This window comes from Blastococcus sp. SYSU D00813 (genome assembly GCF_054050735.1).
In genome coordinates this window covers 42,736-61,675 of record NZ_JBJGZX010000026.1, presented here as the reverse complement: position 1 = coordinate 61,675, position 18,940 = coordinate 42,736, and the positions used below count along the sequence as shown (strand labels likewise).

General features: G+C 74.5%; 16 protein-coding genes. 5 read left to right on the top strand and 11 right to left on the bottom strand.

Features of this window, described 5'->3' with window-relative positions:
• Positions 1–34: 34 nt before the first annotated feature.
• Together ACI8AX_RS16925 and ACI8AX_RS16920 are read right to left on the bottom strand one after the other, a co-directional pair.
• Positions 35–1,078, bottom strand: a complete 1,044-nt coding sequence (locus ACI8AX_RS16925) for an aspartate-semialdehyde dehydrogenase (protein ID WP_456551004.1) — start codon at positions 1,076–1,078, stop codon at positions 35–37.
• A complete protein-coding gene (locus ACI8AX_RS16920) occupies positions 1,075–2,343 on the bottom strand; it encodes an aspartate kinase (RefSeq protein ID WP_456551003.1) in 1,269 nt (422 codons plus the stop codon). The genes ACI8AX_RS16925 and ACI8AX_RS16920 overlap by 4 nt, the downstream gene beginning before the upstream one ends.
• A gap of 24 nt (positions 2,344–2,367) precedes the next feature.
• Between ACI8AX_RS16920 and ACI8AX_RS16915 the strand changes: the two genes are divergently transcribed.
• From ACI8AX_RS16915 to leuA, 3 genes are all read left to right on the top strand, one after another.
• The gene (locus ACI8AX_RS16915) at positions 2,368–3,960 is read left to right on the top strand and encodes a phospholipase D family protein (protein WP_456551002.1); all 1,593 of its coding nucleotides are present in this window, start codon (positions 2,368–2,370) and stop codon (positions 3,958–3,960) included.
• A gap of 215 nt (positions 3,961–4,175) precedes the next feature.
• Complete coding sequence (locus tag ACI8AX_RS16910; protein WP_456551001.1) at positions 4,176–4,805, top strand: helix-turn-helix domain-containing protein; 630 nt, start codon at positions 4,176–4,178, stop codon at positions 4,803–4,805.
• A gap of 174 nt (positions 4,806–4,979) precedes the next feature.
• Positions 4,980–6,713 (top strand): 2-isopropylmalate synthase, encoded by a 1,734-nt coding sequence (gene leuA / locus ACI8AX_RS16905; RefSeq protein WP_456551000.1) that lies wholly within the window; start codon positions 4,980–4,982, stop codon positions 6,711–6,713.
• Between the two features lie 21 nt (positions 6,714–6,734).
• Here the strand turns inward: leuA and mnhG are convergent, their stop codons facing one another.
• The 8 genes from mnhG to ACI8AX_RS16865 all read right to left on the bottom strand — a co-directional run bounded on the left by mnhG (position 6,735) and on the right by ACI8AX_RS16865 (position 15,088).
• Positions 6,735–7,184, bottom strand: a complete 450-nt coding sequence (gene mnhG / locus ACI8AX_RS16900; protein ID WP_456550999.1) for a monovalent cation/H(+) antiporter subunit G — start codon at positions 7,182–7,184, stop codon at positions 6,735–6,737.
• The gene (locus tag ACI8AX_RS16895; protein WP_456550998.1) at positions 7,181–7,510 is read right to left on the bottom strand and encodes a monovalent cation/H+ antiporter complex subunit F; all 330 of its coding nucleotides are present in this window, start codon (positions 7,508–7,510) and stop codon (positions 7,181–7,183) included. The genes mnhG and ACI8AX_RS16895 overlap by 4 nt, the downstream gene beginning before the upstream one ends.
• Complete coding sequence (locus ACI8AX_RS16890; protein ID WP_456550997.1) at positions 7,507–8,121, bottom strand: Na+/H+ antiporter subunit E; 615 nt, start codon at positions 8,119–8,121, stop codon at positions 7,507–7,509. The genes ACI8AX_RS16895 and ACI8AX_RS16890 overlap by 4 nt, the downstream gene beginning before the upstream one ends.
• The gene (locus ACI8AX_RS16885; RefSeq protein WP_456550996.1) at positions 8,118–9,806 is read right to left on the bottom strand and encodes a Na+/H+ antiporter subunit D; all 1,689 of its coding nucleotides are present in this window, start codon (positions 9,804–9,806) and stop codon (positions 8,118–8,120) included. Before ACI8AX_RS16885 ends, ACI8AX_RS16890 begins: the two co-directional genes overlap by 4 nt.
• Positions 9,803–10,297, bottom strand: coding sequence for a Na(+)/H(+) antiporter subunit C (locus ACI8AX_RS16880; RefSeq protein WP_456550995.1), 495 nt, complete (start codon positions 10,295–10,297; stop codon positions 9,803–9,805). The genes ACI8AX_RS16885 and ACI8AX_RS16880 overlap by 4 nt, the downstream gene beginning before the upstream one ends.
• Positions 10,294–13,149: a Na+/H+ antiporter subunit A gene (locus tag ACI8AX_RS16875; RefSeq protein WP_456550994.1), complete on the bottom strand. Its 2,856-nt coding sequence runs from the start codon at positions 13,147–13,149 to the stop codon at positions 10,294–10,296. Before ACI8AX_RS16875 ends, ACI8AX_RS16880 begins: the two co-directional genes overlap by 4 nt.
• Positions 13,150–13,253: 104 nt before the next feature.
• Positions 13,254–13,913 (bottom strand): response regulator, encoded by a 660-nt coding sequence (locus ACI8AX_RS16870; protein ID WP_456550993.1) that lies wholly within the window; start codon positions 13,911–13,913, stop codon positions 13,254–13,256.
• Entirely contained in the window at positions 13,910–15,088 is a 1,179-nt protein-coding gene (locus ACI8AX_RS16865) for a sensor histidine kinase (protein WP_456550992.1), read from the bottom strand. Before ACI8AX_RS16865 ends, ACI8AX_RS16870 begins: the two co-directional genes overlap by 4 nt.
• A gap of 146 nt (positions 15,089–15,234) precedes the next feature.
• Here ACI8AX_RS16865 and ACI8AX_RS16860 point away from each other — a divergent pair, with 146 nt between their 5' ends.
• Complete coding sequence (locus tag ACI8AX_RS16860; RefSeq protein WP_456550991.1) at positions 15,235–15,945, top strand: hypothetical protein; 711 nt, start codon at positions 15,235–15,237, stop codon at positions 15,943–15,945.
• Between the two features lie 112 nt (positions 15,946–16,057).
• Here ACI8AX_RS16860 and ACI8AX_RS16855 read toward each other — a convergent pair whose 3' ends face one another.
• A complete protein-coding gene (locus ACI8AX_RS16855; RefSeq protein WP_456550990.1) occupies positions 16,058–17,887 on the bottom strand; it encodes an ABC-F family ATP-binding cassette domain-containing protein in 1,830 nt (609 codons plus the stop codon).
• Positions 17,888–18,153: 266 nt separating this feature from the next.
• Here ACI8AX_RS16855 and ACI8AX_RS16850 point away from each other — a divergent pair, with 266 nt between their 5' ends.
• Positions 18,154–18,933 (top strand): hypothetical protein, encoded by a 780-nt coding sequence (locus tag ACI8AX_RS16850; RefSeq protein ID WP_456550989.1) that lies wholly within the window; start codon positions 18,154–18,156, stop codon positions 18,931–18,933.
• Positions 18,934–18,940 lie beyond the last annotated feature (7 nt).

Below are 18,940 nucleotides of genomic sequence, written 5' to 3'. Positions count from 1 at the left end.
CGGGAGTGCAGGGGACCTGCACTCCCGCACTCCGTCAGCCCTGGGCCGCGATGAGCTCGGCGATCTGGACCGTGTTGAGGGCGGCGCCCTTGCGCAGGTTGTCGTTGCTGACGAACAGCGCCAGGCCGCGCCCGCCGTCGACGCTCTGGTCCTGCCGGATGCGGCCGACGTAGCTCGGGTCGCGGCCGGCCGCCTGCAGCGGGTTGGGGACGTCGCTCAGCTCGACACCCGGCGCGGTGCTGAGCAGCTCGGTCGCCCGCTCGACGCTCAGCGGCCGCTCGAACTCCACGTTGAGCGACAGCGAGTGCCCGGTGAAGACCGGCACGCGCACGCAGGTGCCCGACACGCGCAGGTCGGGGATGCCGAGGATCTTGCGGCTCTCGTTGCGGAGCTTCTGCTCCTCGTCGGTCTCGAAGGTCCCGTCGTCGACCACGGTGCCGGCCATGGGCAGCACGTTGAACGCGATCGGCCGGACGTACTTCTGCGGCTCCGGGAAGGTGACCGCGCCGCCGTCGTAGGCGAGCTCGTCGGCCTTGTCGACGACGGCCTTGACCTGCGAGTGCAGCTCCTGGACGCCGGCGATGCCCGAACCGGAGACCGCCTGGTAGGTGCTGGCGACGATGCGGACGAGGCCGGCCTCGTCGTGCAGCGGCTTGAGCACCGGCATCGCCGCCATCGTGGTGCAGTTCGGGTTGGCGATGATCCGGCCGTGCGCCTTCGCGATGTCGCCGGGGTTCACCTCGCTGCAGACCAGCGGGATGTCGGGGTCCTTGCGGAACGCCGAGCTGTTGTCGATCACGATCACGCCGGCCTCGGCGAAGCGGGGCGCCTGGGCGCGGGAGGTGGTCGCGCCGGCGGAGAACAGCGCGACGTCGAGCCCCGTGGGGTCGGCGGTGGCGGCGTCCTCGACGGTGATCTGGCCGTCGCCCCACGGCAGGGTGCTGCCCGCGGAGCGGGCGGAGGCGAAGAAGCGGATCGAGGCGATCGGCAGGTCGCGCTCGGCGAGGATGGAGCGCATCGCGGCACCGACCTGGCCGGTCGCGCCGACGACGCCGATGTTCAGGGGGCGCATGCTCATCGTCCGGTCCCTCCGTAGACCACGGCCTCGGCCTCGTCGGTGCCGAGGTCGAAGGCGTCGTGCACCGCGCGGACGGCGAGGTCGACGTCGGTGTCGCGGCAGACCACGGAGATGCGGATCTCCGAGGTGCTGATCAGCTCGAGGTTGACGCCGGCGTCGGCGAGCGCGCCGAAGAACCGCGCCGAGACGCCGGGGTGCGAGCGCATGCCCGCCCCGACCAGGCTCACCTTGCCGATGTGCTGGTCGAAGCTCACGTCGGTGTAGCCGACGGTGTGCTTGACCTTCTCGAGCGCGGCCAGCGCGGCCGGGCCGTCGCTCTTGGGCAGCGTGAAGGAGATGTCGGCGAGCTTGCTGGCCTCGGCCGACACGTTTTGCACGATCATGTCGATGTTGATCTCGGCGTCGGCGAGCACGCGGAACAGCTGCGCGGCCTCACCCGGGCGGTCCGGGACCCCGTAGACGGTGATCTTGCCCTCGCTGCGGTCGTGCGCGACGCCCGTGATGATCGCCTGTTCCACCGGGAGGTCCTCCATCGAGCCGGTCACGATCGTGCCGGGGAGCTGTGAGTAGGAGCTGCGCACGTGCACGGGGATGCCGTAGCGGCGGGCGTACTCGACGCAGCGGAGCATGAGGACCTTGGCGCCCGAGGCGGCCAGCTCCAGCATCTCCTCGTAGGTGATCGTGTCCAGCCGCTTGGCGTTGGGGACGATCCGCGGGTCGGCGGTGAACACGCCGTCGACGTCGGTGTAGATCTCGCAGACGTCGGCCTCGAGCGCGGCGGCGACGGCGACCGCGGTGGTGTCCGAGCCGCCGCGGCCGAGCGTCGTGACGTCCTTGGTGTCCTGGCTGACGCCCTGGAAGCCGGCGACGATGACGATCGAGCCCTCGTCGAGCGCCGAGCGCAGCCGGCCCGGCGTCACGTCGATGATCCGCGCCTTGCCGTGGCTGGACGTGGTGATGACGCCGGCCTGCGAGCCGGTGAACGACCGCGCCTCGTAGCCGTGCGTGCTGATCGCGATCGCCAGGAGCGCCATGGAGATGCGCTCGCCGGCGGTCAGCAGCATGTCGAGCTCGCGACCGGGCGGGTCGTCGGTGATCTGGGCCGCCTGGTCCAGCAGCTCATCGGTGGTGTCCCCCATCGCGGAGACCACCACGACGACGTCGTTGCCGTCCTTCTTGGCGGCCACGATCCGCTCGGCGACGCGCTTCATGTGCGCGGCGGAGGCGACGGAGGAGCCGCCGTACTTCTGGACGACGAGGGCCACGGGTCCACAGGCTACCGTCGCCCGGTGGAGGATCCCGAACGGTGGCTGCTCAGCGCCGAGGAACGGGGCAACCCGGCGACCGCCGTGCCCCGCTGGACGGCGGGGAACCTGTGCACGCCGCTGGTGCACGGCGTCGAGTACTTCGACCGGCTGGTCGCGTGTGTCGAGCAGCTCGACGAGGGCGACCACCTCTTCTTCACCGACTGGCGTGGCGACCCCGACGAGCTGCTGCGGCCGGGCGGGCCGACCGTCGCGCAGCTGTTCACCGAGGCGGTGCGCCGCGGCGTGACGGTGCGCGGGCTGGTGTGGCGCTCGCACATGGACCGGGCGTCGTTCAGCAAGGAGGAGAACCGCGCGCTGGACCGGGAGGTCGAGCACGGCGGCGGCGAGGTGATCCTCGACCAGCGGGTGCGCCGCTTCGGCTCGCACCACCAGAAGCTGGTCGTCCTGCGGCACGACCAGGACCCCGCGCGGGACGTGGCGTTCGTCGGCGGGATCGACCTGTGCCACGCGCGGCGCGACGACGCCGAGCACCGCGGCGACCCGCAGCCCCTGGCGATGTCCGCGGCCTACGGACCGACCCCGCCGTGGCACGACGTCCAGCTGGAGCTGCGCGGGCCTGCGGTGCACGTGCTCGACACCGTGTTCCGCGAGCGGTGGGACGACCCGAACGACGCCGACACCGACCACCCCATCGCCTGGGTGTTCGACAAGCTGCACGGCAACAGGACGCACGGTGACCCGCTGCCGCCGCAGCTGCCGCCCCCGCCGCCGTGCGGCCCCATGGTGGTGCAGAACCTGCGGACCTATCCGGCCATCCGGCCGCCCTACCGGTTCGCCCCGCAGGGCGAGCGGTCGGTGGCGCGCGGCTACACGAAGGCGATCGAACGGGCGCGGCGGCTCATCTACCTCGAGGACCAGTACATGTGGTCGGCCGAGGTCGCCCAGCTGTTCGCCGACGCGCTGCGGGCGCACGAGGACCTGCACCTGGTGGTCGTGGTGCCGCGGGTGCCGGACCAGGACGGCGCGTTCGCGCAGCGGCCGCAGTACGTCGGCCGGTGGCAGGCCCTGGAGCTGTGCCGGGAGGCGGGCCCGGACCGGGTGCACGTCTTCGACGTGGAGAACCACGAGGGGACGCCGGTCTACGTGCACGCCAAGGTCTGCGTGGTGGACGACGTGTGGGCCAGCGTCGGCAGCGACAACTTCAACCGGCGGTCGTGGACCCACGACAGCGAGCTCTCCAGCGCCGTCCTCGACACCACCCGCGACGAGCGGGAACCCCGCGACCCCGGCGGCGGCGGTGACGGCGCGCGCGTCTTCGCCCGGGACCTGCGGCTCCGGCTGGCCCGGGAGCACACCGACCGCGACCCGCACGGGGCCGAGGACGACGACCTGCTCGACCCCGAGGCCTTCGTGACGACGCTGGAGGCGGCGGCCGAGGCGCTCGACGCCTGGCACGCCGGTGGCCGGGTCGGTCCCCGCCCGCGCGGCCGCCTGCGTCGCCACGCGCCGGAGAAGCTCTCGCTGGCCACCCGGCTCTGGGCGACGCCGGTCTACCGCCTGCTCGACGACCCCGACGGCCGCCCCCTCAAGCTCCGCCTGCGCAAGCAGTTCTGACGCGCTGCCGGCCGGGCCGGCCCGGCCACCGTCGGCACATGTCCCCCCAGCGAGCTCGTGCTCTGCCCGCCCCCGAGGGCAGAGCACGAAGGGCGCCCCCGGCCATACACCTCCGGACAGCTCGTGCTCTGCCCGCGCCTGGGGGCAGAGCACGAGCTTCCACAGAGGCACACATCGAGTCCCTGCCGGGGCTGACCGGACCGAGACTCCAGGCCGTGGACGACATCGACGTGGCGGGGCTGCTGCGCCGCATCCGACGGCGCGCTGACCTGTCGCAGCGCCAGCTGGCCGCCGCGATCGGCGTGTCGAAGTCCGCCGTCGGGGACGTCGAGGCAGGCACCGGCCGGCTGGACCTCCGCTCGTTGAGCCGGGCCGCGGAGCTGGCCGGCCTGCGACTGGCGCTCGCCGATGCCGACGGGGCCGAGGTCGCCGGCATGACCGACGACGCGGTGCGCGACATGGCGGGCCGCAGGTTCCCGGCCCACCTCGACATGCGGTACGCCGATGAGGGCTGGTGGCACGACGCGCACCGCTACAGCCGACCGCGGGCCTGGTACACGTTCGACCGCGACCGGTCGAGGCGCGATTCGGCCCGCGTCCGCCGCGGGACGCCGGACGACCACCTCGTGCCGCGCCCGGGCGACTCGCCGGCGGAACGGCGGGCCGCGCGGCAGCAGGTGGCCTGGCAGGCGGCGCGGGACGAGTGGGAGCGCCGGCGGGACGCCGGCGAGCTGCCGCCGCTGCCCGCCTGGGTGTGCGACTGCCCGCCGGAGTGCCCGGAGGACGAGGCCGGCACCCGTCCGGCACACGCCGACGAGTGCGGGTGTCGGTGCGACCTCGGCTGAGGCGCTGCTACCGTGGTCGTGTGCGCGGCAGCCTCCTGCTTACCCGCCGCGGCGAGGCCCTCTCCTAGGTCGGCCCCCTCGCCGCGGTGTCCCGCCGTGACCGTGTGCGTCCCAGGCGCCTGCTGACCGCCCCCACCGGAGCTGAGTCCAGCCCGCGCCCGAGGAGCACCCACCATGCACGAGAGCCACCCGCACGCCCGCAACCCGCAGCGGCCCTCCCCCATGCCGTTCGGCCGGTACGCGCCCTTCACCCCGGTCGAGCTGCCCGACCGCACCTGGCCGGAGAAGGTCACCACCGTGGCCCCGCGCTGGTGCGCCGTCGACCTGCGCGACGGCAACCAGGCCCTGATCGACCCGATGACCCCCGACCGCAAGCGGCGGATGTTCGAGCTGCTGGTACGGATGGGCTACAAGGAGATCGAGGTCGGCTTCCCGGCGGCCAGCCAGACCGACTTCGACTTCGTCCGGCAGCTGATCGAGGACGACCTGGTCCCCGACGACGTCACCATCCAGGTCCTCACCCAGGCCCGCGACGAGCTGATCGAGCGCACCTACGAGTCCCTGCGCGGCGCCAAGCAGGCGATCGTGCACCTCTACAACTCGACCAGCACCCTGCAGCGCCGGGTCGTCTTCAACTCCGACCGCGCGGGGATCGTCGACATCGCCGTCCACGGGGCCCAGCTGGTCCGCAAGCTGGCCGAGCAGATGCGCGACACCGAGATCCGCTTCGAGTACTCGCCGGAGTCGTTCACCGGCACCGAGCTCGAGTTCGCCGTCGAGGTGTGCAACGCCGTCACCGACGTGTGGGAGCCCACCGTCGACCGGCCGACGATCCTCAACCTGCCGGCCACCGTCGAGATGGCCGAGCCCACGGTCTACGCCGACCAGATCGAGTGGATGCACCGCAACCTGGGCCGGCGCGAGGCCGTCGTCCTGAGCCTGCACCCGCACAACGACCGCGGCACCGCCGTCGCCGCCGCCGAGCTGGGCTACCGCGCCGGCGCCGACCGCATCGAGGGCTGCCTGTTCGGCAACGGGGAGCGCACCGGCAACGTCTGCCTGGTCACCCTGGGCCTGAACCTGTTCAGCCAGGGCATCGACCCGCAGATCGACTTCTCCGACATCGACGAGATCCGCCGCACGGTCGAGTACTGCAACCAGCTGGGCGTGCACGAGCGGCACCCCTACGGCGGCGACCTGGTCTACACCGCCTTCTCCGGGTCCCACCAGGACGCGATCAACAAGGGCTTCAAGGCCCTCGAGGCCGACGCCGCCGTCGCCGGCAAGCCGGTCGAGGAGATGCCCTGGGCGGTCCCGTACCTGCCGATCGACCCCAAGGACGTCGGCCGCAGCTACGAGGCCGTCATCCGCGTGAACAGCCAGTCCGGCAAGGGCGGCGTCGCCTACATCATGAAGACCGAGCACCAGCTGGACCTGCCGCGGCGGCTGCAGATCGAGTTCAGCGGCGTGATCCAGCGGCACACCGACGACGAGGGCGGCGAGGTGACCGCCCAGCAGATGTGGGCGGCCTTCAGCAGCGAGTACCTGCCCGACCCGGCCGCGCCGTGGGGCCGGTTCTCCCTCGCCGGTCACCGCCACACCGCCCACGGCGAGCAGCTCGACGAGATGGTCGTGGAGATCGTCGACGACGGCGTCCCGGTGACCATCGACGGCCGCGGCAACGGCCCGATCGCGGCCTTCGTCGACGCGCTGCGCAGCCTGGACGTCGACGTCCGGGTGCTCGACTACACCGAGCACGCGCTGTCGGCCGGCGGCGACGCCCGCGCGGCCGCCTACGTCGAGTGCGCCGTCGGCGACCGGGTGCTGTGGGGCGTCGGGATCGACCCCAACATCGTCTCCGCCTCGCTGCGGGCGGTCGTGTCGGCGGTCAACCGCGCCCAGCGCTGAGCCACCGGGCGCCCCGCGCGGTCAGCCGCGCGGGGCGTCCCTGGCCGGGCCCTCGTCGACCACGTGCTCGGCGACCGCGACCTCGGGGTCCTCCGGCGGCGCGTCACCGGGCTCGTCACCGATGTACAGCCGCTCGGTGGCCGTCCCGCCGCCGTACTCGTCGACCAGCAGCAGGTCCCGCCGCACGTGCCGGCGCTTGTAGGCCACCCGGCTGATCATGTGCGCGCTGACCGGCGCGGTGAGCAGCTGGAACGCGGCCACCAGCAGCAGCATCCACGTCGCCGACCAGCCGTGCAGCCGGATCGCGGCGCCCACCATCACCAGCAGCACCCCCAGCACCTGCGGCTTGGTGCCGGCGTGCATCCGCGACAGCACGTCCGGGAAGCGCACGAGCCCCAGGCCTGCGGTCAGGCAGAGGAACGCCCCGGCCAGCAGGCAGCCGAAGGCCACGACGTCCACGACGGCGCTCATCGGCCCCCCTCCTGCTCCTCGACCGCCACCGGCAGCCCGAGGTCCCGGCCGTCACCGGTGGACGACTGCAGCAGCATCCCGCCCACGTAGCGGGCGATCGACACCGAGCCGACGAAGGCCAGCAGCGAGACGACGACGAGCACCGGCACCACGGTCGGGTCCCGCTCCAGCGCGGCGTAGACGGCCAGCCCGGCCGAGATGATCACCAGCAGCGTGTCGGTGGCGACGACGCGGTCCAGCAACGACGGCCCCCGCGCCAGCCGGACCAGCGCGAGCAGCGCTCCCCCGCCGATCAAGCCGTACAGGACGTAGCCGACGACGGTCACGGGACCACCTCCCCCACGGAGCGGCCGCGGCGTTCGAGGTCGCGTTCCAGCGCCGCGACGTCCTCCGGCGACCCGAAGGCCCGGACCAGCCGGTCCTCCACCACCAGGACGTCGGCCCGCTCCCGCTCCACGTGGTCCCTGTCGCGCACGTGCAGCAGGTGCACGGTGATGCTGCGCTCCTCCCGGTCGAGGTCGAGGACCAGCGAGCCGGGCACCAGCGACAGCGCCTCGGCCACCATCGTGAGCAGCAGGTCCGAGTCCGTGCGCAGCTGCACCCGCACGATCGCCGACCGCTGCTGCGGCCCCGGGCGCAGCGCCAGCCAGGCCACCTGCGCGGCGGAGACCAGCAGGTCCAGGACGAAGTGCCCGAGGAAGCGCAGCAGCGGCACCACCCGGACCCGGGTGCCACCGGTGACGCTGGGCAGCGGCAGCAGCACCGTCACCAGCAGCGCGACCGCCGCGCCGGAGAGCAGGTTGGCCCACGACCAGGTGCCCCACAGCAGGTTCCACACCAGGACCAGCCAGAGCAGCAGCGGCAGCTGGTGGCGCAGCCGGGACGGCGCCCGGTCGGCGCTGCGGAGCCGCTCGGGTGCGCTCGCGAGCCGGCTCACTGCGCGTCCTCCGCGGCCGGGGCGTCGAACACCGCGTCGATGTAGGGCGTGCGCTCGACCAGGTCGCCGGCGGCGCGGTCGGCCAGGCCGTACAGGAAGCCGGCGACCCCGGTGAGGGCGACGGTGACCGCGACGAGGGCGGCGGCCGCGGCCACCATGGCCCGCGGCAGCGGTCGCAGGGCCCGCACCGCGCCGGCCGCGGGCGCGATGTCCGGGTCGGCTGCGGTGGCCACGCGGGCGTGCCGCCGCCACGCGGCCTGCCGGGCGGTGAGCGCGCCGTCGCCCGAGGCGTCCACGGGCCCGCTGCCCCCCGACGGCCCGGCGTCCGCGGCGGCCGCCGCCGCCGTGTCGTCGGCCGGCGCCTGCGTCGGCGGGCGCCAGAACGCCCGGGTCCACACGCGGGCGACGGCGAGCAGGGTCAGCAGGCTGGTCACGACGCCGCCGGCGACCAGCACGTACGCCGCGACGCTGCCCTCCGCGACGCCGGCCTGCAGCAGTCCCAGCTTGCCGATGAAGCCCGACAGCGGCGGGATGCCGGCGAGGTTCATCGCCGGCACGAAGAACAGCAGCGCCAGCAGCGGCGAGCGCCGGGCCAGCCCGCCCAGCCGGTCGATCGAGGTGGTGCCGCCCTGCCGCTCGACCAGCCCGGCGACGAGGAACAGCGTCGTCTGGATGGCGATGTGGTGGGCCACGTAGAAGATCGCGCCGGCCAGCCCCGCCGTCGTCGCCAGGGCGATGCCGAACACCATGTAGCCGATGTGGCTGACCAGCGTGAACGACAGCAGCCGGCGCAGGTCGGTCTGGGCCACCGCGCCGAGGATGCCGATCACCATCGTGGCCAGCGCCGCCCACATCAGCAGGTCGTCGAGCGCACCGCCGGGGAACAGCAGCGTCTGGGTGCGGATGATCGCGTAGACGCCGACCTTGGTGAGCAGCCCGGCGAAGACGGCCGTCACCGGCGCCGGCGCGGTGGGGTAGCTGTCGGGCAGCCAGGCCGACAGCGGGAACACCGCGGCCTTGATGCCGAAGGCGATGAGCAGCATCGACTGCAGCAGGGTCTGGGTGCCCTCGGGCAGGTCGGCCAGCCGCAGCGCCAGGTCGGCCATGTTGACCGTCCCGGTCGCGGCGTACACCAGCCCGATGGCGGCCAGGAAGATGATCGAGCTGGTCAGGCTGACGATCACGTAGGTGATCCCGCCGCGGATGCGCGGTGCGGTGCCGCCGAGGGTCAGCAGCACGTAGCTGGCCATCAGCAGGATCTCGAAGCCGACGTACAGGTTGAACAGGTCGCCGGCGAGGAAGGCGTTGCTCACACCGGCCACCAGCACCAGGAACGTCGGGTGGAAGATCGACAGCGGGGTGTCCTCGTCCCGGTCGGCCGACCCCTGGCCGACGGCGAAGACGAGCACCCCCAGCGCCACCGTCGAGGCGACCACGAGCATCAGCGCCGACAACCGGTCGACGACGAGCACGATGCCCAGCGGGACCGGCCAGCCGCCCACGGCGACCGCGGTCGGCCCGTCGCCGTCGGCCATCAGCAGCAGCGTCACCGACACCGCCACGACGACGGCGAGGACGACGATGCTCAGCGTGCGCTGCCCCCGCGGGTGGGAGGCCAGCAGCAGCGCACCGGCGGCGCCCAGCAGCGGCAGGAGGACCGGCAGGGGCGCGAGGACGCTGGTCACCGCGCACCCGCCGGCAGGTCGACGTCGTCGGCGGGCAGCTCCACCGCGCCCTTCCCGGCGGGCAGGCTGTCGGCGTGCCCGGCCGGGCGGTCGGCCGGGGCGAGGTCGTCGGGGTCGAGCTCGTCGGCGTCGGTCCCCGTGCGGGCCGCGACCCGCCGGTCCTCCTCGTCGGTGCCGACCACCTCCTGGCGGACCAGCCGCCAGGAGCGGTGGATCATCGCCAGCACGAAGGCCGAGACGCCGAAGGTGATGACGATGGCCGTGAGGATCAGCGCCTGCGGCAGCGGGTCGTTCATGTCCTCGGGGTCGGACACACCCAGGATCGGCGCGAGGCCGGCGGCACCCCCGGCGGACAGCAGCAGCAGGTTCGTCGCGTTGCCCAGCAGCAGGAAGCCGAGCAGCACCCGGGTGAGGCTGCGGTCCAGCAGCAGGTAGACGCCGGCGGCGTAGAGGCCGCCGATGACCACCGACAGCACGACCGTGGGGGTCATCGCACGACCACCTCTCCCTCGTTCAACTCGATCGGGTCGTCCTCGTCCTCCTGCCGGTCCAGCTCCGCGCCCAGGCTGCGCAGCACGTCGAGCACGAGGCCGACGACGATCAGGTAGACGCCCATGTCGAAGAACAGCGAGGTCACGAGCTTGACGTCGCCGAGGACGGGCAGCGTCGCCTCGAGGATCGCCGTCTGCAGCACCTCGCCCCGGGCCAGCAGGCCGCCGACGCCGGTCCCGCCGGCGAACAGCAGGCCCGCGCCCAGCAGGACACCGGGGGCGACCGGGGCCGCCTCGCCGAGCTCGTAGCGGCCGCCGGCGAGGTAGCGCAGCACCAGCGCCAGCCCGGCGACCAGGCCCCCGGCGAACCCGCCGCCGGGGTCGTTGTGGCCGGAGAACAGCAGGTAGACGGAGAAGACAAGGATCGTGTGGAAGAGGATCCGGGTGACCACCTCGAGCACCACCGAGCGCCGGGCGGGGTCGACCGTGGCCGCGGCGGCCAGCCAGCGCGGCCGCCGTCCGCCCTCGGTCAGGTCGGCCCGGTCGGCGCGCTCGACCCCGCCGGTCCGCCGGCGCAGGAAGACCAGGCTGGCCACCCCGGTCGCGGCCACGACCAGCAGCGAGATCTCGCCGAGGGTGTCCCAGGCGCGGATGTCGACGAGCGTGACGTTGACGATGTTCTGCCCGCCGCCGAAGTCGTAGGCCTCGTCCGGGTAGTCGACCGACACCGGGGTCGCGGTGCGGGCGCTCATCACCACCGCGCCCACCACGGCCATGAAGGCGCCGACGGCGACGGCCACGACACCGCGCACCGCGCGCTCGCGCGGCCGGTGCCGCTCGCCGATGTCCTTGGGCAGCTTGCGCAGCACGAGCACGAAGACGACGAGGGTCAGCGTCTCGACGAGGAACTGGGTGAGTGCCAGGTCCGGCGCGCCCTGCAGGGCGAACAGGACCGCGGTGCCGTACCCGGTGACGCCGACGACGAGGACCGCCGACAGCCGCTGGCGGATGCGCAGGCTGAGCGCCGCGGCGGTGACCACCACGACGCCGACCGCGGCCTGCACCGGGGTGTCCCAGGCCCGCCACTCCCCCGGCCAGGGCGCCTGCGTGAGCAGGACCGTGCCGGGCAGGGCGAGGAGCGCGACGAGGATGGTGCCGAGGTAGGCCGGCAGCGACCCGCGCTGGGTGGTGCCGGTGACCAGCACCGAGAGCCGGTCCAGGCCCTGGACGACGTTCCAGTACCCCTCGTCGGCCGAGGCCCCGACGGCCAGCCGGCGCTGCACCCGGGTCACCGCGCCGCGCAGCACGAACAGCGCGCCGCCGGCCAGGATCGTGAGCGCCGACAGGGCCAGCGCCGGCTGCCAGCCGTGCCAGAGCGCGAGGTGCTCGGTCTCGGCCGCGAGCAGCGGCAGCGTCTCGGCGTGGGCGGCGACGAGCGGGTCCAGCAGCGGGCTGGCGGGACCGGCGAGCAGGCCCACCAGCGACAGCACGACGGGCGCGGCGAGGAACAGCGCCCCCGGGGCGTGCGCTTCGGTGTCGTCCAGCCCGGGCTTGCGGGCGAAGGCCCCCCACACGAACCGGGCGGTGTAGGCGGCCGTGAACGCCGACCCGACCACCAGCCCGACGAGGACGACGGTGGCGGCGGTGCGGTCGGGCAGGCCGCCGTCGAGCAGCGCGGTGAACGCCGCCTCCTTGCCGACGAACCCCAGCAGCGGGGGCAGCCCGGCCATCGACGCCGCGGCCAGCCCGCCGACGGCGGCCAGCACCGGCAGCCGCCGGCCGAGGCCCGACAGCTTGCGCAGGTCGCGGGTGCCGGTGGCGTGGTCGACGACGCCGACGGTGAGGAACAACGTGGACTTGAACAGCGCGTGGGCCAGCGTCATGACCAGGCCGGCGGCGGCGAGCTCGCTGCTGCCCCCGCCGACCAGGGTCATGAGGAAGCCGAGCTGGCTGACCGTGCCGAAGGCCAGCAGCAGCTTGAGGTCGGACTGGCGCAGCGCCCGGTAGCCGCCGACGAGCATGGTGGCCAGGCCCAGGCCCAGGACCACCGGCCGCCAGCCGGGGACGTCGGCCAGGCCCGGGGCCAGCCGGGCGACGAGGTAGATGCCGGCCTTCACCATGGCCGCGGCGTGCAGGTAGGCGCTGACCGGGGTGGGGGCCTCCATCGCGGCGGGCAGCCAGAAGTGGAAGGGCACCATCGCCGACTTGGTGACCGCGCCGACGAGCACCAGGACGGTGCCGACCGTCATCGCCGTCCCGCTGCCCGGGGCGTCGACGACCTCCGAGAGCAGGAACGAGCCGCTGGCCTGCCCCACCAGGACCAGCCCGACGAGCATGGCGAGCCCGCCGGCGGTGGTGAGCACCAGCGCCTGGGTGGCCGCGCGGCGGGCGGCCAGCCGCTGCCCGGAGCCGCCGATGAGCAGGAAGGAGAAGACGGTGGTCAGCTCCCAGAACACGTACAGCAGGAGCAGGTCGTCGGCGACGACGAGGCCGAGCATCGAGCCGGCGAAGGCGGTGAGCGTGCCGGCGAACCGCCCGTTGCCCTCGTCGTCGGGGCCGAAGTAGCGCGCGCAGTAGAGCAGCACCAGGGCGCCCACCCCGGTGACGACCGCGGCGAACAGCAGGGCGAGCGCGTCCAGCCGCAGGGCCAGCTGCAGGTCCAGCGCGGGGATCCACTCGACGGTCTCCCGGACCTCGCGCCCGTCGAGCACGGCCGACAGCTGCACGAGCACCCAGGCGAACGCGGCGGCGGGCACGAGCGCGAGCGCGACGAAGGCCTGCCTGCCCCACCACCGGACGAACGCGGGCGCGAGCAGCGCGGCGAGCAGGTGGAGGAGCAGCAGTGCGAGCACGGGTCTCCCGGGAGTCGTTGGCGGCTCGGGGACCACAGAACGTCGGTCGGACGACGGCCGGCGGTATGGACATCCTACCCGGGTGGGCGTATACGGCTCGGCGCTCAGCGACCGGGCCGGACCAGCCCGCTCTCGTAGGCGAAGGCCACCGCCTGGACCCGGTCGCGCAGGCCGAGCTTGAGCAGCAGCCGGCTCACGTGGGTCTTCACCGTCGCCTCACCGAGGTACAGCCGGGCGGCGATCTCGGCGTTGGACAGCCCCGCGGCCACCAGCGACAGGACGTCGGTCTCGCGCTCGGTCAGCTCGGTGAGCCGCCCGGCCGCGGCGGCGTCGACCGCCGGGGCTGCGGCGAAGGACTCGATGACCCGCAGCGTCACGGCCGGGTCGAGCAGGCCCTGGCCGGAGGCGACGGTGCGGACGGCCGCCACCAGGTCCTCCGGCGGCGCCACCTTGAGCAGGAAGCCGCTGACACCGGCCCGCAGCGCGGCGGCCACGTACTCGTCCTCGTCGAAGGTGGTCAGCACGACCACCCGCGTGGGCAGCTGCGCGGCGACGATCCGGCGGGCGGCCTCCAGCCCGTCCATGCCGGGCATGCGGACGTCGAGCAGCACGACGTCGGGCTGCAGCCGGGTCACCACCGCCACGCCCTCGGCGCCGTCGGCGGCCTCCCCCACGACCTCGATGTCGGGCTCGGCGGCGAGGACCATCCGCAACCCGGTGCGGATCATCGACTGGTCGTCGACCAGGACCACCCGGATCGTCACGCGGGCACCCCCGCACCCGCCGGCGCGACGGCGGGCACCGGGAAGGAGGCCCGGACGCGGTACCCGCCGCCGCGGACCGGCCCGACCGTCAGCGTGCCGCCGGCGACGGCGACGCGCTCCCGCATGTGCAGCTGCCCGTGCCCGCCCGGCGCCGTGCCGGGCGCGGCGACCGGCAGGCGGGCGCGGCCGTCGTCGGTGACCGTGACCGTGACCCGGTCCGGCGCCCAGGTCACCTCGACCCGGGTGGCGGCGGCCCCGGCGTGCCGGACGACGTTGGACAGCGCCTCCTGCACCACCCGGACGGCCGAGACGTCGACCAGCTGCGGCAGCTCGGTGGGCTCGCCGGTCACCTCCAGCTCGACCGGCATCCCGGTGCGGCGCAGCCCGTCGAGGACGGCGTCCAGCCGCGACAGCGAGGGCTGGGGCGCGGGGTCCCCGTCGGCCTGCTCCCGGAGGATGCCGACCACCCGGCGCATCTCGTCGACCGACTCCCGGCCCAGCCGCTCCAGCCCGCGCAGCACCTCCTGCGCGTCGGGCCGGTCCGGCAGCAGCCGCCGCAGGCCGCCCATCTGCAGCACCATCACGCTCACCGAGTGCGCCACCGAGTCGTGCACCTCGCGGGCGATCCGGGCGCGCTCGGCCACCGCGGCGGCCGACGCGACCGCCTCCTGCTGCTCGGCCAGCCGGGCGGCGAGCACCTGCAGCTCCCGGGATCGCTCCCGGGACTGCCGGACCAGCACGCCGACACCCCAGGCCACCCCGGTGACCAGTAGGTAGAACATCGCCTCCCAGACGTTCGGCCCGAGCGCCGCCCCGGCGGCCACGACCACCACCGTGGCGACGGCGGCGGCGCGGATCCCCTGCCGCAGCGGCAGGACCGCGGCGGCGTGCCCGACCAGCAGCGCCATGCCGACCAGCTGGGCACCCCCGGGACCGGGCGTGCCCAGCGCGTAGTTGCCGAGCACGGTGCACGCGCCGACCACCGCGGCCGGCTCCGGCCGGCGGACGCAGGCGGCCACGACGGCACCCGCTGCGACGCCGGGCAGGCAGGTGTGCAGGGGGAAGCCGTAGGTCTGGTCGATCGCCGTCTCGACGACCGCGAGCACGGCCAGCAGCGCGCCGACCGCCGGCCAGAACAGGCGGCGGGCGTGCGGGGAGGCGGACCAGCGGGGCATGGCCCGGAACGCTAGGGGCCGCACGGCGGCGGCGGGATCCCCCTCACGACGGACGGCGCGTCCCCCACCATCCGCCGTGCGGCGGAACCGGGTCGGTGCGCCGGGACGGACGCGCAGGTCAGAGCCGGGTTCCTAGCTTTCTCGCCATGACCACGGACTTCATGCCCCCCACTCCCACCGCCCCTCCCGTCGCGGCCCCCGCGCGCCGCAGCGCCGGCTCGCTGATGCTGCCGATCGCCGGCGGCGCGCTCATCGCCGGCTCGCTGCTCTACGTCGCCGGCCTGGCCACCTCCCCGCCGTGGGACTCCCCGTCCGACGCCGACTACATCGCCTCGCTGGCCCGCGACGAGGGGCAGACGACGCTCTCGGCGGTGCTGCTGCACTACGGCAACCTGCTCATGGGCCTGGCCTGGCTGGCCGCCCCCGCGCTGGTCCGCGGCCGCCGCGGGAGCGTCGCGACGGTGGTGGGCGCCCTGATGGCCGCGCTCGGCCACGTCACCGTCGCCGGCTTCGTCCTCTACGACTACTGGACCGCCGCCATCGGCCGCGAGCTGCCCGCCGGCCAGGCCGAGGACCTCTTCGGCATCGTCCAGGCCAACCCGGGCGTCGCCGTCGTCGGGATCATCACCCTCTTCGGGCTCATCGGGCCCATCGTCGGGACCGCCGCCCTGGCCCGTGCCGGCGTCGTCTCCTGGTGGCTGCTCGTGCCGGCCGTCGGCTGCCTGGTCGCCTCCGCCCTGCTGACCTTCGAGCCGCTGCTCTACGCAGGCTTCGCGGTGTTCGGTGCGGTCCCGCTGGTCGTCATCGGCCAGCGGATGCTGCAGCGCCGCCGCGCCGAGGCCGCGGTCGCGGCCTGATCCCCGCGCCCCTGACCCCGGCGACGATCAGGTGACCTGGTCATCGGGCGTCCTCCCTCACCGCACACGGCGAGGGAGGACGCCCTCCGGTGCGGGAGGACGGCGTCGCGGCTCAGCCCTCGGCGAGCTCGGCGGCGGCCAGCCAGTCGGTCTCGACCTGGTCCTTCTCGGCGAGGACGGCGCGCAGCTGCCCGTCGAGCTCGGCGGCCCGGGTGTAGTCGGCCGCCGCGGCGGCGAGCTGCTCGTGCAGCCGCGCCTCGTCGGCCTCGAGCTTGGCCAGCCGCCGCTCCAGCCGGGCGGCCTCCTTCTTCGCCGCCCGGGCCTCGGCCGCGCTGGGACCCGCGGAGGCCGCCGCCGCGGCCGGGGCGCCGGTGCCGGCGTGCCCGCCGGACAGCGCGGCCTCGCCGGCGGCGCGGCGGGCGAGGTACTCCTCGACACCGCCGGGCAGGGCCGCGATCGTGCCGTCGCCCATGAGCGCGACGACCGAGTCGCAGACCCGGTCCACGAAGTACCGGTCGTGGCTGACCACCAGCACGGTGCCGGCGAAGGAGTCCAGCAGGTCCTCCAGCGCGGTCAGCGTGTCGATGTCCAGGTCGTTGGTCGGCTCGTCGAGGACCAGCACGTTCGGCTCACCCATCAGCAGCCGCAGCAGCTGCAGCCGCCGGCGCTCGCCGCCGGAGAGGTCGCCCACCGGCGTCCACTGCCGGGAGGCGGCGAAGCCGAAGCGCTCGGCCAGCGAGGACGCCGAGATCTCCTGGTTGCCGATCCGCGCGATCCGGGCGACCTCCTGCACCGCCTCGAGCACGCGCAGCCGCGGCGGCAGCTCGGCCACGTGCTGGGAGAGGTACGCCGGCGCGACGGTCTGCCCCTGCACCACCCGGCCGCGGTCGGGCTCGATCTCGCCGAGCAGCAGCCGCAGCAGCGTCGTCTTCCCGGCGCCGTTGACGCCGACGACGCCGATCCGGTCGCCCGGGCCGACGTGCCAGGTGAGGTCCTTGAAGAGTTGTCGGGGCACAGCGTTCGTCGTGGTCCCTGCCGGGGTCGGCACCGCGTAGTCGACGTCCTCGACGTCGAAGACCGTCTTCCCCAGGCGCCGGGCGGCGAAGCCCTTGAGCGCCATGGTCTCCCGCGGCGGCGGCTCGTCGGCGATCAGCGCCTCGGCCGCCTCGATCCGGAACCGCGGCTTGCTGGTGCGCGCCGGCGGGCCGCGGCGCAGCCAGGCCAGCTCCTTGCGGACCAGGTTCAGCCGGCGCTCCTCGGTGACCGCCGCGATCCGCGCCCGCTCGGCGCGGGCCAGCGTGTAGGCCGAGTAGCCGCCGTCGTAGGAGTGCACGTCGCCCTCGGCGACCTCCCACGTGGTGGTGCACACCTCGTCGAGGAACCACCGGTCGTGGGTGACCACCAGCAGCCCGCCGCTGCGCCGCTTCACGTAGTCGGCGAGCCACGCGACGCCCTCGACGTCGAGGTGGTTGGTCGGCTCGTCGAGCACGAGCAGGTCCAGCGGGCGGATCAGCTGCGCGGCCAGCGCCACCCGGCGCCGCTCGCCGCCGGACATGGGCGCCACCGGGCTGTCCAGGCCGAGCCGGTCGAGCTCCAGGCCGGCCAGCACGCTGCGCACCGCCGGGTCGGCGGCCCACTCGTGCTCGGAGGCGAACAGCGACGCGGGGAGGACGACGTCGCGCACCGTCGTCCCCGGCGGGAGGGTGCCGGACTGGTCGAGGACCCCCATCGCCAGGTCGCCGCGGCGGGTGACCCGGCCGGAGTCGGGCTCCTCGACGCCGGTGAGGACCTCCAGCAGCGTCGTCTTGCCGCCGCCGTTGCGGCCGACGACGCCGATCCGCTCGCCCGCGGCGATGCCCAGGGAGACGTCGTCCAGCAGCACGGTCGTGCCGTGTGCCTTGGACACCCGCTCCAGGTTGACGAGGTTGAGGGGCGCGCTCATCGGCGGCTGCGGTCGCTGTCCATGTCCCCTCCAGTATCGCCGCTCCCGGACACCGGTCCCGACCAGGCCGGGACCGCCGCCCCTGGCTCCCGGGACACCGTGCCGCAGAGGGTGTCCTCATCGGGCCGAGCGGTCCACCAGTCGGCCACAAGGCGCGCACAAGCGCGGTCCGGAGGCTCCAAGACACCGGCCCCCCGGCCGGCTCCCGCCAGGGAGACGCACACCCCCGCCGCCGGCGGGCCCAGCACCAGCACCAGGAGGACGCCATGACCACCGCCGTCGCCCACGCCGAGGACGCGCAGCACCTCACCCTGCCGTCGCGGCCGGCCGGCCGTCCGCACCTGGTCGCGGTCCCGACCCCGCCCGTGACCGCCTCGGTCTGGTGGGCGCGGATGGCCGACGGGGGCCCGGCGTCGCGGGAGCACTCGCTGGTCGCGGTGAACTCCGACCGGTTCGCCGACGGCACCCCGGTGGACATGACCGCGATCGAGTCCCGCGGGCGCCGTCCCTCCGGCTGGCTGGTCGACGTCCGCTACCGGGCGACCGACGGCACGGTCCTGCGGATCGACACCTCCGACTCCGTGGCCGAGCTGGCCCCGCCGCTGTGGTTCGCCGAGCTGCACCACGCCACCAGCAACATCCCGGCCACGTCGCTGATGGCCTTCACCGGCCCCGCGTTCCGGCCCGGGGTGGTGGTGACCCCGCGCGAGGTCGCCGCGGCCGGCGTCCGGATGGCCGACCGGATCGGCGAGGTCCGCTGGTACAACCGCTCGGGCATCGTCGACACCGTCACCGTGGACCCGGCGGTCCGCCGCCGCGGCGTCGGCTCGGTGCTGGTCACCGCCGCCGAGGCGCTGCGCGTGCTGCGCGGGTGGGCGCCGCTGCGCAGCGACGGCCGGCTGACCGACGCCGGTGCCGCCTGGCTCGACGCCGCCCCGCCCGCGTGGCGGTCGCGGCTGGCCGACCGCGTCGAGGTGCTGCCGGACGAGGACGCCGAGGACGCCGGCCCGACCGGCGTGGCCCGCCTGCTGCGGGACTACGCCTGACCGGGCC